We start from the raw sequence: 15,435 nt of genomic DNA, 5'->3' as shown, positions 1-15,435 counted from the left end.
CAATTACTAATAAATTATTACTAGGATTGAGCGTAACGGTTACGTCGAATCGACGTCAACTGACAGTCGTTGAACAGGCACAAAACTAAGACCAACAAAAGGTGACCTTGTCATGGATCGCAGATCGTTTATGAAAACGCTGGCCGCAGGTGCGGTCGCAACCTCTGTTTTATCGCCGAGTGCGCTTGCTAATGCGCCTTTATTTCAACAAGGCAGTGGCCTTGGTGCTGGGCGTTTACCCAAGCGTCTAAAAAAAGGTGACACCGTGCGCATGGTTGCGCCCGCGAGTGCAGTATTAGATCGCCATCACGTGCTGATTGCCAAAGAATCATTTGAAGCCTTGGGCTTTAAAGTACAGCTTGGCGAACACGTGTTTGGTCGTCACGGTTATTTATCAGGTACCGATGCAGAGCGTGCTGCTGATGTAAACAAGGCTTTCGCAGATGATAGCGTTGATGCCGTGATTGCGGTACGTGGTGGCTGGGGCTGTAACCGTATTTTGCCGCTGCTTGACTACGATATGATTAACGCTAACAACAAGGTCTTGCTTGGTTACAGTGATATCACGTCGCTCATGAATGCGCTTTATGTGAAAACTGGCATGGTATCGTTTCACGGACCTAACGGCTTCTCGTATTGGGCTGACTTTCAGGCACAGCAATTCCGCGACGTGATCATGGACGGCAAGTCCACCACCATGCGCAACTACAAAGAAAAAGAAGAGACCTTGACCATGATGAGCAACCGTACGACAACGGTCCATGGTGGCAAGGCACAAGGCGTGTTGGTCGGCGGTAATCTGACCGTGCTGACCAGCTTATGTGGAACACCCTACTTCCCTGATCTGAAAGGTAAAATTTTAATGCTGGAAGATGTCGGTGAAAATATTTATCGCATTGACCGCTTCTTATCGCAGCTGCAACTTGCCGGGCACCTTGAAGGCGTTGCAGGCATCGTCTTTGGTCATTGTACCGAGTGCGACCCAGGTGCCGGCTTCGGGAGCTTTACCTTGCATGAGGTGTTCGAACACTACTTCAAGCCATTAGGTGTGCCCACCTACACTGGCGCCCAGTTTGGCCACATTCGCGACAACCATATTTTACCGGTTGGCCATGTAGTCGAACTCGACGCCGATGCAGCAACGCTTAAGTTACTTGGTTCTGCTGTAGCTTAAACGACGGGTATATCTGTGCCGAGCAGCTCCGCTAACGATGCTGCCGGCACACTTCCTTCGCGCGTTATCACGGGCTGTTTGCCGCGTAAGTCGATAATCGTTGATTTGGCACTTGCACTGCACTCGCCGCTATCTAACACTCCGTCGATTTTACCATCGAGCAACCCATGAGCATCTTGGGCAGTGCAATAGCTGTCACCGATGGACGGTGCGATAATACCAAGGTTGAACTTGCTAAGCAGTTCTCGCAACTGTTCTTGCGCCGGCACACGTAACGCAATACTGTGCCCGCCGCCAGTGACCAATGGCGATACGTGAGGATGCCGATGGAGCAACAATGTCAAGGCGCCTGGCCAATGCTCATCGACCAAGGTTTCAGCCACCTTAGGAATATCCACCGCCCAGTCCTTAAGCTGTCGCGCATGACCAAGATGGATAATTGATGGCTCGCCAACGGACCGTTCTAACACTGCATAGGCGTGTTTAACGGCTTCAACATTACTCGCATCGGCGGCCACACCGTAGGCAATGTCGGTGGGTAGCGCCACCACACCACCAAGTTCCAAGATGCGACCTACGTGGCGCAACTCCTTCGGGTTATCTGCATTAAATCGCAAGGTCATGTTGCGTCTCCTGTCGTTCTGCCAGCTTGTGCCAGCCATCGGCTGTGCGTTGTTGTAGTGTTCCGTTGCGGGGGTCCCACTGCCATAAGTACAACCATTCGTTGTCGATCAGTTCGCGCACCACGGTTTGCTCGGTGATCACGCGATCTATGGCTGTTGTTGGTGCGGCAATCACGACTGTTAGTCGCAACGGCTGGTGATACCAGTCTTTACCGTCGTGTAGGGATTGACGCGCTAACCCAATGCGTAAATCGCCGCCATTGCCTTCGAATACGCCGACGCCATCGGCGACGACGTTGTGCAGCAATTTATTGCCGCTACCGAAAGTCTGTGGCGCGGTCATTGACCCGTAATACTGCATATTGATCCAATGGGCGACGACCATAGGTGCGGTCATCAGTTGTGTCAGAACTGCTTGTTCGGGATCGCGTTCAGCATGATAGGTGTGTAAAAACGCGCGGGCGTCGAACTTCGCTTTTGCAGTTGCCTCACGAGGTGCAAAAATAATCGCAGCATTGCGCGCTAAGCCCCACTCTGGCCGGACTTCGGCCCAATTTGCCGCACGTTGTTGCAGCGCCTTCGCCGCTGTTGGGCGATCAGCCAACCTGCTTCGCTGTTCGTGTTGCGCAGCACTGCTGGCCTCAGCGAGCCATTGCTCGAGTTGGTCATGATGGACGTGTGTGTCACCGTCAGTAGTCAATAGGCGTAATTGCTGCTGCGTGGTGTCATGCAGTGCTGGGAGAAACTGCGTTTGCTGCGGGATCTCGATCCGATGCTCTACAGCCAAGACTTGCCGCACCGCTGGGTCATTAAATAATTGCACCAACACGCGCGCATTCACTTCACCGGATTGCGCTCCGCATGCGCCACAATCAAGACTGGCAGCATGAGGGTTATTGGTCACACAGGCAGTATGGCCAACAATAAGCACCTGTGGCGCAAACTTTTCAGTTAACCCCATGCCATTCAACGCATTGGCGGCAAGCCCCGCCAGCTCTGTAATAGAGGCTTGCTGTTGCCCTTGTTTTGTTATCAGCCAGTCGGTGTTGCGGATGACCTCGCTGCCAATCCGAGCTTGGGGCTTAGGCCAAAGGCTGCGCTCAAGCAATTTCCAGATTTTCGCCAGCCCACTCATTTCGACCCAACCATAAGCGCCGGCAGGGCTTTCGAGCGAGCGGTGCCAACTGCCTGCACGCCAACTGTGCGTGCGTTGCGCAATTGCGGCCTTATCTTGCGCTTGCGCAACTTGGAATTGCGGTGCTAATAGGCCCGGTAGCTGCGGCTTTGCTAAGGTGTCGCTAACTTGATATTCGACCGGCAAACCAAAGAAGCCAGCAAAACCGAAGGTTTCGATCCCCTCATGCTGCGCCTCTAACGCTCGGCGCATCGGCTCTGAGCGTACGTCAATGCAAAACACCGCCTGCAATGAGGGCTGCCCGACAACTTCGGAATCGCTCGCAGGAGCCTGCAAACCGGACAGTTGCTGGGCTAATTCTTGTTGGTAATTGAGCTCCAACGCACGCTGCCACACCCACAGCAACGCTTGTTCTTGCGCAGTTTGCTGACGACGCTGTGGCAACGCTTGATACGCGGCAACAAACCGCTGCTGCTGTTCGCTGTCGCTCAAGCGCCAACACACCAGCTCCCACGCCACACGAATCGCTAACAACTGGTCCAACTCGTCATAGACATTTTCGCTGTTTTCTAGCTCACGCGCCCAGCGCCGCTGGGCAAACACGCTCGCCCAACCATAAATATCGTGCAACGCAACTTGTAGCCACGCTTCTATATGGTCACGCTCAGCTAAAGGCAGTTCTTGCTCTACTTGTTGCCAAAGCTCGGCGCTACTACGCGGTAACTTCGCCAGCTCAGCTTCGACGCGGCGCTCGCCAACCAGCAGTTCAATGCCGCGGTCGTGACGAACAATATCAAGCCAAGCTAAATACAGGGCATCGGCACTGTCGGCACCATTGAATTGCTCTGGGTAATTGACCCACAAGGCACAGAATTGACTCAACTGGTGCACAATTTCGGTGCGCCAAGGCAAGGTACGAGTGCGTTGTTGTCCGCTGTTCATGACCTGCGCTACGGTTGGCAGGGCAGAACTGTCGTCGGCAAGACTACGTAGATCTCGCACTAAGCCTTGCACTGGGCGATCAACGCCGTGCTCTTGCGCTGCTTGCTGCAAATGCTCAGGCTGGATTTCCTGTAACCAGCGCTGTTGGTAATAAGCTGCGGGCATTAATAAACGCACGTTTCTGCGCGTCTGTTCACGTTCGGCAACCTCACGAATCGACGCACCACGCTCTTGCCACCAAGGGTTAACGGCAATGCTGCGCGGCAGTGGCCACACTGGTGCCACACGCTTACAAACGGCCTTGCCCAGTTGCTGTAAATCGATAGCACTCATGCTTGATCTCCTTCTTTTGCCACAGAGCCCGGGCTTGATGACGGTAAACGTAGCGGCCACACCCGCAAGCTAAAGCGCGTAGCCCACTCGTCTAGGTACAAACCAGCGTTTAAAGCGATAAACAAGCGATGTCCGAGGGCGCGACGCGGGCGATACAACAACCACAAATACACCGCTGCAATGCCGAGTAAAACCGCACACACCCATAGGTCAATACCGAGCAGGTACTGGCCTGATTGTGGCGTTGGCAAGAGCAACTTAAACAGCCAAGCACCGGCCACGTACAAACCCAACCAAAACGCAGCTATAGCAGCTGTTCGCAGACTATGACGGCGGCCAAAGTAATCCACTTCACTCGCTAGCCACAATGCCAGCGCCATACCCACGGCGAGCCAGGGGGCAAAGTACAGCTGTGTGGCAAACAGCCAAGCCGCCAATACCACCAATGCGAAGGCTAAGATAGTACCGAGCAGCAAGGCGCGTACCCGCGGCAAGGTTAACTGAGCAAACTGTTGCCGCTCGCCCTGCTCGACCACGCTGCCGGCGGAAAGAAATGAATACGCCTTGTAACAGGAATGCGCCAGCAAATGCAGCGCCGCCAACGCATAAAAACCAAGACTAATCTCCACCAACATGAGCGCCATCTGCGCTACGGTCGACCATGCCAAGCGTACTTTCACACTAATCCGCGTCATGGTTACCGACGCAGCTACGAGCATGCTTAACCCGGCAACAATCGCGAGTAACCAGCGCGCCCCCTCTGCGGGCGTTAACATCGGCGAGAATTGCAACAACAGATAACCACCCAAGTTGATTATCCCCGCATGCAGCAGCGCTGAGACTGGCGTCGGCGCTTCCACCACCTGCAATAACCAGCCATGTACAGGCAACTGCGCGCATTTCATCGCCGCCACGGTGACTAACAGCAACGCCAACCAGTTGCTCACGTTATGCTCGGTAATTTGCGACAATTCGCTAATCGCTTGGATGTCATAGACGAAGTAAAGACTCAGCAAGGTCGCGCCAAGCAGGGTTTCAGCGATACGGGCAAAGATAAACTTCTTGTGCGCGGCGAGCAGCGCACGTGGTCGTTCGGGATAGAACACCAGTAAGCGGTGAAGGGTCAAGCTAACGGCGACCCAACCCAACCAAAACAGTAAAAAATGGTCGGCAATAGCAGTCAGTAGGATGGCCGCAATGGTACTTACCAGGCGCCGCCAGAACTTACCGCTATCTTGCTCATCGCGGAATTGTACGGCCGCATAGCGCGTTACCACAAAACCAATAAAGCAAATCATGGCAGCAAAACCGGCACTCAACGGCGTAAGTGCGATTCCCCACCCTTGCAGCGGCGCTAAAAGATCCGTCGCCACGGCAATACAGCTCGCCAAAAACAATGTCATTAGCATAACCAGCACGATTTGCGTTCCACGCCACGGCATAAAACCTCCACCCCAAGGTAAAATTCACATGCGGCTATTCTGCAAGCACTGGAAGCATTATAAAAATACATATATTATTAAATTACGTTCACTTTTATAGAATGAATTGCTATGAACCGACTCAATTACCATCATCTGTACTATTTCTGGCGCGTGGCCAAGCAAGGCAATTTAACCGCGACCGCAGAAAAGCTGGCGATTTCGCAGTCGGCATTGTCAGCACAAATTAACCAGCTGGAACACAACATAGGTCAGCCGTTGTTCGCCCGCGAAGGTCGCACCTTGGTGTTAACAGAGTTGGGACATACGGTATTGAACTACGCCGAGGATATTTTCCAGCGCGGCGAAGAGCTGCAACAATTACTAAAGCGCGGTGTAATCACGCTGCCATCGTTACGGATAGGCATGCTCTCGAGTATGTCGCGTAACTTTATCGAGAGTTTTATGGAGCCCCTGCTTAAGGGCAAAACCGACGCCAGCTTTCGACTGCTCGCACGTCCTCAACCTGAGTTGTTAGATCTGCTGGCCCAGCACCAAATCGACGTGGTGCTCACCAATCGCGAAGTCTCGTTAAGTGATGACATTGCTTGGCAGTCGCAATTACTGTCGCGACAAGCTGTAAGTGTGATTGCACCTGCAGCGCGCTGCGACCTACCTGAGTACATCGACCCGGCCTACAAACACCAGCGCTGGGTAGTACCCGGCAGTGCTTCGCCCTTGCGGGCGGCGTTCGAAAGTTTTTGTACTCAGCACCAACTTGAACCGGAGATTGTTGCAGAAGTGGATGATATGGCCATGTTGCGTCTATTAGCGCGTGACAGCGGTGCTTTGGCGGCCATGCCCGCCGTTGTTGTGCGTGATGAGTTACAAAGTGGCGTGTTGAGCAAGCGTTTTGACGTTCCTAACGCCTTTGAGAACTTTTATGCAGTCACACTCAAACGTAAGTTCCAGCATCCGCTGTTGTCAGAACTGTTACAATCGCCCATGATCGATGCCATTCAACAAGCGACCGCGGAGCAACAAAGCGATGCCCACTAAATCCATGCAGAGCGAACATAGCTACACCCAGCTTGACCCACGCTTGAGTGCAAGCTGCGAACCTACACCCGTCATGCAGCCACAGTGGTTGGCAGTGAATACAGAATTAGCGGAGTATCTTGGTATCCCCGAAGACTTGTTCGGTAATGAACACGGGCTGCGGATTTTCGCTGGCAACGAAGTGCCGGACTGGGCGCAACCCGCAGCGTTAGGCTATGCCGGACATCAGTTTGCCAACTATGTACCGCAACTCGGCGATGGTCGTGCAGTATTACTAGCCGAAGTCACTGCCGCCGACGGCAAACGCTTTGATCTGCAATTAAAAGGCTCTGGCCGCACGCCGTTTTCACGTGGCGGCGATGGACGCTCGCCCATTGGACCTGTGCTCAGGGAATATGTAGTAAGCGAGGCCATGTACCGCCTTGGCGTTCCAACCACGCGTGCCTTAGCAGCAGTAGCAACAGGTGAGTTGGTACAACGGGAACAAGCAGAGCCTGGCGCAATACTCACCCGCGTGGCCAGCAGTCATCTGCGCGTCGGTACCGCCCAGTATGTGCTCGCCTTTAAAGATCGTGAGTTACTACACAGCTTTGCTGACTATGTTATCCAGCGCCATTACCCGGCTTGCGCCACTGCCGATCAGCCGTACCTAAGCTTATTGCAAGCTGTGATCGACCGCCAAGCACAACTTATCGCAAAATGGATGAGTTTAGGTTTCATCCACGGCGTGATGAACACCGACAACATGACGTTATCAGGCGAAACTATCGACTACGGGCCCTGTGCCTTTATGGAAGCCTACGACCCCGCTACGGTATTCAGTTCCATCGATCGACGTGGGCGTTACATGTACCAAAATCAACCGCCCATCGCCATGTGGAATCTTGCACGTTTCGCCGAAACACTATTACCGCTGTTGCACGCTGAGGGCGAAGCTAGTGAACCTGCTATTAAAGCAGCAACCGAAGCGGTAGAAGGCTTTGAGGCGCGCTATCTGCACTATTACTGGCAGGAAATGACGCGTAAACTAGGTCTCACGCCGGAAAGCCCGGGCGCCCAGCTCTTAGTGCAGGACTTTCTTGATTTACTGGCGCAGTACAAGATCGACTTCACCCTTGCGTTTCGCTACCTAAGTGATGAAGAACCGACACGCTTGGCGCAGCTCTTTACTAACGAACATCACTGGCGGCCATGGTACGACCGCTGGCAAGCCGCGTGGCCAAAGGGGTTTAGTCCGGAGCAATTACAACAGGTGAACCCAGCCTATATTCCACGCAATCACCGTATTCAAGAATTGATTGATGAGGCCATCAAGGAAGGTTCTTTAGCTAAGTTTAATCGCCTCAATAAAGTGCTGCGCGAGCCCTTCGTTGAACGCGACGAAAACCAAGATTTGATGGCTCCAGCAGCGGCGGGTGAACAGGTCACCCGCACTTTCTGTGGTACCTAACAACTGCACTTCACAACGGCTAAAGCGTACCGGTGTTAAGCTGCCAAATGCTGAAGTTTAGGAACGCAGCAAAAGTGACCCATGCCAAATAAGGCAGGAGCAATATCGCTGCTGCTTTATTCAAGCGCCAGTACAGCACAAGGGTGGCCACGATCGCGCCCCATAGTAGAATGATTTCAACAAAGCTGACCGCACCCAAGTACCAAGCAAAGAACAGCCAACTCCACAGCATATTCAAACCAAGCTGAACAAAGTTCACCTGCAATGCCCGCTTGGCCTTATCTTTAAAACCGAACTCGCGCCAAACAAGCCAAGCCGAAATCGCCATCATGGTATACAAAGCTGTCCACACCGGCCCAAATAACCATGCCGATGGCGCCCAACTTGGTAAAATTAATTCGCGATAAAACACCGGCGCATTAGCTGAGCCCCAACCGCCTATTGCCGCCACGACAAATGACAGCGCTAACCACGCTAACAATCCACCAATTTGTTTCATAACAGGCATAAGTTGTTCCTTGTTATCGTTAATGCTCTGCGAATCTTCTTTTTAGTCTAGCTAATTGCCCTTAAATTACGAATTTTCAGTAAATTAAGTTCAGGTTGTCAATTACCCAAAAGCGTCTAAGCTTATTTCCATAAAAACAACAAGAGAATACCCCATGACTGTCCTTACTAGCCCTATTGCCCAGCGCGAACGCATTCAAATGCTCGATGTGATTCGCGGCTTTGCCCTACTCGGCATCCTGTTGATGAACATCGAGTACTTTCAGCGCCCCATGACCGCCATGTTGTTTGGCCTTGACCAGTCGTTAGAAGGTATCGATAAAGCCGTTGGTTGGACCGTATTTACCTTTGTGCAAGGTAAGTTCTACACCATGTTTTCGCTGTTGTTCGGCATTGGCTTTGTGATTTTCTGTGACCGCGCCAAGGAAAAACAGCACCCGCGCCCTCGCCTCTTTTTTCTGCGACGCGCAGCCGTACTGGCGCTATTCGGTTGGCTGCATATCTACTTTTTCTGGGGCGGTGATATCTTACTCACTTATGCCATTTGCGCACTTTTCTTGGTGCTTTTTATTAATAAACCAGCACAGAGCTTATGGAAGTGGGGAATCGGTATTTATTTGCTCCCTATTATCGTTGTGTGGCTAGCGGCCATCGGCCTTCACTTCGCCTTACAAGATCCTGCTACAGCAAATGAAGTTCTTACCGATATGCGGCAAAGCCAAGCTGCGATCAAAGACTTTATTGTACAAGCGAACACGATCTACGCCGAAGGAAGCTGGCAACAAGTGATTGCCGTCCGTAGCGAGGAATTAAGTAAAATGTACGGCACCGGAGGTATGTTCTTCTTTTTGCCGACCTTATTGGGGATATTTTTAATCGGCGCGAGCTTTGCGCGCAGTGGCGTCTTCACTTCATTCGATAAACACCCCACGGCTTACAAACACCTACTCCGTTGGGGTCTACTGTTGGGCTTACCAGCAGCGCTATACACTGGGTTCTACAACACCAATCCGAACATGCTATTACCGAACCCTGACTCGGCATTTGGTTTCACCATCGCGGCGGTCGCCAGTCTTGGCTTATGTTTCGCTTACATGAGCCTCATCGCCCTCGCTTTACGCGGTGCGCAGCGCGCCAAACGCGAACATTGGCTTCGCCATCTCGCCCCCGCTGGCCGCATGGCACTCACGAACTACTTGATGCACTCGATTGTCTTTACCACCTTGTTTTATGGCTACGGTTTCGCGATGTATGGTGAAATCAGTCGCAGCATGGCGACAGCCTTCGCAATTGGCTTATGGCTGCTGCAATTGCCGATGAGCAAGTGGTGGCTCACCCGTTTTCGCTTCGGCCCGTGTGAGTGGCTCTGGCGCACGCTCACCTATGGCCAGCGCCAACCTTTTAAACGCTAAGTTAGGCTTTCAATTGGCTTAAGATAATACCAGCGGCCATCTTCGCGCACGAACTCAGACAATTCTTCGTGCTCGCCAACTTCGCCGTCAAACTGAAAGTAGGCACAAAAATGGACCCTGCCCTCGTCTCCGCTTTGTTCAGCGTTATAGATATCGAGTTGCATCCATTGAGGACTGTCACTGAAATCGAGCTCGCTAGGGCGGGTCGACGGGTGCCACGTCTCAAGCAGGTAGTCGGCCATACCCAGTGAAAAAGCGCTGTAACGCGAACGCATAAGCAGCTCGACATTCTTCGGCAACGCGACGCTTTCACCCGCGAAAAGCGGGTGAAAACGACCGCAGCACTTGCGATACAAGCCATTACCACAAGGGCATTTCTTCGGTGCTTTAAAGGCCATTAGAAGCAATCACCTGGCACCCGTACCCAACCTTCCATTAAGACCCGCGCGCTGCGGCTCATGATAGCTTTGGTGACGGTCCATTCGCCATTAACTTGCTTGGCTTCAGAGCCGACTTGCAAGGTGCCAGACGGGTGACCAAAGCGAATCGAGGTACGATCGCCGCCACCGGCAGCTAAGTTCACCAAGGTACCAGGCACAGCGGCAGCTGCAGCAATCGCCACGGCGGCTGTGCCCATCATGGCATGGTGAAGTTTGCCCATCGACATGGCACGGACCAGCACATCAATGTCAGTTGCATGAATTTGCTTACCGCTCGATGCCAAATAGTCTTGTGGCGGTGCGACAAAAGCAATCTTCGGCGTATGCTGACGATTCGCAGCTTCCGCTACATCGTCAATCAAGCCCATCTTCACTGCACCGTGAGCGCGTAAGCTTTCGAACATTTGCAAGGCCTGCGGATCTTCATTAATCGCGCCCTGTAGTTCGGTGCCGTTATAACCAATAGCATCGGCATTCACGAAAATGGTCGGAATACCAGCGTTGATAAAGGTTGCTTGGAGCTCACCTAGACCCGGCACGACAAAGCTGTCAACCACATTCCCAGTGGGGAACATTGCGCCTTCACCAGCCGCGGGGTCCATAAACTCCACCTGCACTTCAGCGGCTGGAAAGGTCACGCCGTCTAGCTCAAAGTCACCGGTTTCTTGCACTTCACCATTGGTCATTGGTACCCGCGCAACGATGGTTTTCTCAATGTTGGCTTGCCAAATACGCACGGTGCAAATGCCGTTTTCTGGGACTTGTGCCGGATCAATTAAGCCATTACTGATGGCGAACGAACCTACGGCAGCGGTTAAGTTACCGCAGTTACCGCTCCAATCGATAAAAGGCTTATCAATCGAGACCTGACCAAACAAGTAATCAACGTCGTGATCAGGACTTTTCGAACGCGACAGAATCACCGTTTTACTGGTACTTGAGGTTGCGCCGCCCATCCCGTCGGTGTGCTTAGCGTAAGGATCAGGGCTACCGATCACGCGCAACAACAGCTGGTCGCGTGCGGCGCCAGGTTGTTGCGCCTCAGCAGGCAAATCATCGAGACGAAAAAACACCCCTTTCGAGGTCCCGCCACGCATGTAGGTGGCGGGAATTTTGATTTGCGGGGCAAAAACCTTATCAGAACTCATAGGCTTAGCTCGCTTCTGCTTCAAGAAAGTCCTGCGCGAAACGTTGCAAGACACCACCGGCCTCGTAAATCGACACTTCTTCAAAGGTATCAAGGCGACATTTCACTGGTACTTCTAGGCTTTCGCCGTTGGCCCGATGAATAGTTAAGGTCATGGTCGCACCTGGAGCGATGTCACCTTTCACATCATAGGTTTCGGTACCGTCAAGGTTAAGTGTTTTGCGCGTAGTGCCAGCGGCAAACTCCAGCGGCAGAACCCCCATACCAATCAGGTTGGTACGGTGAATGCGCTCAAAGCCTTCAGCGACAATGCACTCAACACCAGCCAGGCGCACACCTTTAGCAGCCCAGTCACGTGATGAACCTTGACCGTAGTCAGCACCCGCAACAATAATCAACGGCTGCTTGCGTTCCATGTAGGTTTCAATAGCTTCCCACATGCGCATCACTTTGCCTTCCGGCTCGACGCGCGCCAGTGAACCTTGAATCACTTCACCTTTCTCGTCCCGTACCATTTCGTTAAACAGTTTCGGGTTAGCAAAAGTCGCGCGTTGCGCAGTTAAGTGATCACCACGGTGAGTGGCGTAAGAGTTAAAGTCTTCCTCGGGCACACCCATTTTGGCTAGATATTCACCGGCAGCACTGTCAGCCAAAATCGCATTCGATGGCGACAAATGGTCGGTGGTGATGTTGTCACCCAGCACCGCTAATGGACGCAAGCCTTTAAGCTTGTTCGCAGCGGCCATTTGCCCTTCCCAATACGGTGGACGGCGAATATAGGTACTCATCGGACGCCAGTCATACAGCGGGTTGTTCTGCTCGCCATAATCGACCGACAAGCTAAACATTGGGTCGTACACTTTGCGGAATTGCTCTGGTTTCACCGAAGCTTTTACAATCGCATCGATTTCTTCATCGCTCGGCCAAATATCTTTCAAGGTAATTGGATGACCTTCGTCATCAAAGCCAAGTGGATCTTTCTCAATATCAAAGCGAATCGTCCCCGCAATTGCATAAGCGACCACCAACGGTGGTGACGCTAAAAACGCTTGCTTCGCATAAGGATGGATACGCCCGTCAAAGTTACGGTTACCAGAGAGTACTGCAGTTGAGTACAAATCGCGGTCAATAATTTCTTGCTGGATCTTCGGATCCAAGGCTCCGCTCATCCCGTTACAAGTTGTACACGCGAAGGCCACTACGCCGAAACCAAGTTCTTCCAGCTCCGGCAATAAGTCAGCTTCTTCAAGGTACATTTTGACCGTTTTCGAACCTGGTGCCAGCGAGCTCTTCACCCATGGTTTACGGGTCAAGCCTAATTTATTTGCATTGCGTGCAATCAAACCTGCGGCAATCATATTGCGCGGGTTACTGGTATTGGTACAACTCGTGATCGCCGCAATGATACAAGCACCGTCTGGCATTAAACCGTCTTCCGGTGCATCGATATGCTTAGCGATACCGCGCTGCGCAAGCTCATTGGCTGGCAACAAAGCATGCGGATTGGACGGCCCAGCTAAGTTACGCTCAACTTTGCTCAAGTCAAAGGTCAGCACACGTTCGTATTCAGCAGTTTTAAGACTGTCGCTCCACAAACCGGTTTCTTTGGCGAACTTCTCGACCAACTTCACCTGCTCGTCGTCACGGCCCGTCAGCTTCAAGTAATCGATGGTTTGGTCATCGATGTAGAACATCGCGGCCGTTGCACCATATTCTGGCGTCATGTTCGAAATGGTGGCACGGTCACCCAGGGTCAAGGCATCAGCGCCTTCACCATAAAACTCAAGGTAGGCGCCAACCACACGTTCTTTACGTAAGAACTCGGTCAATGCCAAAACCAAATCGGTGCCGGTAATACCCGGACGCAATTTTCCTTTCAGCTCAACGCCGACAATATCAGGCAAACGCATATACGACGCACGACCTAGCATCACGCTTTCAGCTTCGAGACCACCTACGCCAACCGAGATAACGCCTAACGCATCAACCATTGGGGTATGGCTATCAGTCCCTACGCAGGTATCGGCAAACGCCACGCCGTCACGCACTTGCACCACTGGCGACATTTTCTCCAAATTAATTTGGTGCATAATGCCGTTGCCTGGAGGGATCACATCCACGTTTTTAAAGGCAGTTTTGGTCCAGTTAATAAAGTGGAAACGGTCATCGTTGCGACGGTCTTCAATGGCGCGGTTCTTTTCAAACGCGTCCTTTTCAAAACCCGCATGCTCCACTGCCAAAGAATGGTCAACGATCAACTGTGTTGGCACCACAGGATTTACTTTCGCTGGGTCTCCGCCCTTCTCCGCAATCGCGTCACGCAAACCGGCAAGGTCGACTAACGCTGTCTGTCCAAGAATGTCATGGCACACGACCCGCGCTGGGAACCAAGGAAAGTCGATGTCGCGTTTGCGATAAATCAGCTGACTGAGCGCGTCAGTGAGCTCAGCTGGCTCACAACGACGCACCAAGTTTTCAGCAAAGATCCGCGAACTGTATGGCAGTTTGTCGTAGGCACCTGGCTCGATGTCGTTGACCGCTTTACGCGTGTCATAGTACATCAGCGAGGTACCGGGCAACTGCGCCCGATAGCTCTCATTAAACATGTCATTAAACATCCAACAGCTCCTTAGCGTTCGTTCAGTGTTGGTACTGGACGTGGCTCTGGACCAATATAGTCAGCACTTGGACGAATAATACGGTTATTGGCACGTTGCTCTTTCACGTGTGCAGTCCAACCGGTAACGCGTGACATCACGAAAATTGGCGTGAACAGCTTGGTTGGAATGCCCATAAAGTGATAAGCAGAAGCGTGGAAAAAGTCCGCATTTGGGAACAATTTCTTCTCGCGCCACATGACGTCTTCGCAACGTACAGAGACGTCGTACAAACGGGTATCGCCGTTTTCTTTCGCCAGCTTTTCTGACCACGCTTTGATAATGTCGTTACGTGGATCGAATTCACGATAGACCGCATGACCGAAGCCCATGATTTTCTCTTTACGCTCCAGCATGCCCATCAAGGTTTGCTCAGCGTCATCCGCGTCTTTCATGTCTTCAATCAGTTCCATCGCAGCTTCGTTCGCACCGCCGTGCAATGGACCACGCAGTGAACCGATAGCGCCTGTTACACAAGAGAAAATGTCAGACAACGTCGACGCACAAACACGCGCTGTGAACGTCGAAGCATTAAATTCGTGCTCTGCATACAGAATCAGTGAAGTATTCATCACGTCAGCGTGCAGCTGAGTAGGCTTCTCACCGTGCAATAACTCCAAGAAGTGCGCACCAATAGAGTCAGCATCAGTCACAGTTTCAATACGTTTACCGTTGTGGCTGAAGTGATACCAATACAATAAGATGCTTGGGAACGCTGCTAACAAACGCTCAATTTTGTCGTCCGCTTGGCTAAAGTCTTCTTCCGGCTCAATGTTACCCAAGAAAGAACAACCGGTACGCATCACATCCATTGGGTGCGCATCAGCAGGAATACGCTCAAGCACGTCTTTCAATTCTTGTGGTAAACCACGTAACTTCGCCAAACGACCTTTGTAGGCTGCCAAGTCATCAGCTTTTGGTAACTCGCCATGCGCTAGCAAATACGCCACTTCTTCAAAGCTAACTTTTTCGGCCAGCTCTTTGATGTCGTAACCGTAGTAAGTTAAACCCGAGCCGCTTTTACCAACGGTACATAGTTTGGTTTCACCAGCTACTTGTCCGCGCAAACCTGCGCCACTTAATTTTTTATCAACCATAATTAACTCCTTAAAATCGTTGTTCGATGCTCGCTGTT

At 52.1% G+C, this 15,435-nt stretch carries 12 protein-coding genes; 4 read left to right on the top strand and 8 right to left on the bottom strand.

Features of this window, described 5'->3' with window-relative positions; all coding sequences use genetic code 11:
* Positions 1–112 precede the first annotated feature (112 nt).
* Positions 113–1,174, top strand: a complete 1,062-nt coding sequence (locus CWI70_RS01645; protein WP_126769961.1) for a S66 peptidase family protein — start codon at positions 113–115, stop codon at positions 1,172–1,174.
* Here CWI70_RS01645 and CWI70_RS01640 read toward each other — a convergent pair.
* The 3 genes from CWI70_RS01640 to CWI70_RS01630 are packed head-to-tail and all read right to left on the bottom strand — an operon-like array spanning position 1,171 to position 5,649.
* Positions 1,171–1,797, bottom strand: a complete 627-nt coding sequence (locus CWI70_RS01640; protein ID WP_157980845.1) for an L-threonylcarbamoyladenylate synthase — start codon at positions 1,795–1,797, stop codon at positions 1,171–1,173. The genes CWI70_RS01645 and CWI70_RS01640 overlap by 4 nt on opposite strands.
* Entirely contained in the window at positions 1,781–4,207 is a 2,427-nt protein-coding gene (locus CWI70_RS01635) for a DUF2309 domain-containing protein (RefSeq protein ID WP_126769957.1), read from the bottom strand. The genes CWI70_RS01640 and CWI70_RS01635 overlap by 17 nt, the downstream gene beginning before the upstream one ends.
* Positions 4,204–5,649, bottom strand: a complete 1,446-nt coding sequence (locus tag CWI70_RS01630) for an NADH-quinone oxidoreductase subunit L (RefSeq protein ID WP_126769955.1) — start codon at positions 5,647–5,649, stop codon at positions 4,204–4,206. The genes CWI70_RS01635 and CWI70_RS01630 overlap by 4 nt, the downstream gene beginning before the upstream one ends.
* A 111-nt stretch (positions 5,650–5,760) precedes the next feature.
* Here CWI70_RS01630 and CWI70_RS01625 point away from each other — a divergent pair, with 111 nt between their 5' ends.
* Both CWI70_RS01625 and CWI70_RS01620 read left to right on the top strand, forming a co-directional pair.
* Complete coding sequence (locus CWI70_RS01625; RefSeq protein WP_126769953.1) at positions 5,761–6,687, top strand: LysR family transcriptional regulator; 927 nt, start codon at positions 5,761–5,763, stop codon at positions 6,685–6,687.
* Complete coding sequence (locus CWI70_RS01620; RefSeq protein WP_241967801.1) at positions 6,677–8,137, top strand: protein adenylyltransferase SelO; 1,461 nt, start codon at positions 6,677–6,679, stop codon at positions 8,135–8,137. The genes CWI70_RS01625 and CWI70_RS01620 overlap by 11 nt, the downstream gene beginning before the upstream one ends.
* 19 nt (positions 8,138–8,156) lie before the next feature.
* Here the strand turns inward: CWI70_RS01620 and CWI70_RS01615 are convergent, their stop codons facing one another.
* Positions 8,157–8,645: a TspO/MBR family protein gene (locus CWI70_RS01615; protein WP_126769951.1), complete on the bottom strand. Its 489-nt coding sequence runs from the start codon at positions 8,643–8,645 to the stop codon at positions 8,157–8,159.
* A 154-nt stretch (positions 8,646–8,799) separates the two neighbouring features.
* Here CWI70_RS01615 and CWI70_RS01610 point away from each other — a divergent pair, with 154 nt between their 5' ends.
* Positions 8,800–10,056 (top strand): DUF418 domain-containing protein, encoded by a 1,257-nt coding sequence (locus tag CWI70_RS01610; protein ID WP_126769949.1) that lies wholly within the window; start codon positions 8,800–8,802, stop codon positions 10,054–10,056.
* On the opposite strand, the gene CWI70_RS01605 is transcribed toward CWI70_RS01610, so the two are convergent.
* From CWI70_RS01605 to prpC, 4 genes are read right to left on the bottom strand one after another with little or no spacing between them, the layout of a single operon-like run.
* Entirely contained in the window at positions 10,053–10,454 is a 402-nt protein-coding gene (locus tag CWI70_RS01605; protein ID WP_126769947.1) for a YchJ family protein, read from the bottom strand. The two genes, CWI70_RS01610 and CWI70_RS01605, sit on opposite strands and share 4 nt — an antisense overlap.
* Complete coding sequence (prpF, locus tag CWI70_RS01600; protein ID WP_126769945.1) at positions 10,454–11,644, bottom strand: 2-methylaconitate cis-trans isomerase PrpF; 1,191 nt, start codon at positions 11,642–11,644, stop codon at positions 10,454–10,456. Before prpF ends, CWI70_RS01605 begins: the two co-directional genes overlap by 1 nt.
* 4 nt (positions 11,645–11,648) lie before the next feature.
* Positions 11,649–14,249: a Fe/S-dependent 2-methylisocitrate dehydratase AcnD gene (gene acnD, locus CWI70_RS01595; RefSeq protein WP_126772631.1), complete on the bottom strand. Its 2,601-nt coding sequence runs from the start codon at positions 14,247–14,249 to the stop codon at positions 11,649–11,651.
* 23 nt (positions 14,250–14,272) lie between these two features.
* Entirely contained in the window at positions 14,273–15,397 is a 1,125-nt protein-coding gene (gene prpC / locus CWI70_RS01590; RefSeq protein WP_126769943.1) for a bifunctional 2-methylcitrate synthase/citrate synthase, read from the bottom strand.
* Positions 15,398–15,435 lie beyond the last annotated feature (38 nt).

Source organism: Pseudidiomarina homiensis (assembly GCF_003987225.1).
GTDB classification, from domain to species: domain Bacteria; phylum Pseudomonadota; class Gammaproteobacteria; order Enterobacterales; family Alteromonadaceae; genus Pseudidiomarina; species Pseudidiomarina homiensis.
Note: the sequence above shows the minus strand (reverse complement) of the source record. Positions and strands in the feature narration are given on the sequence as shown.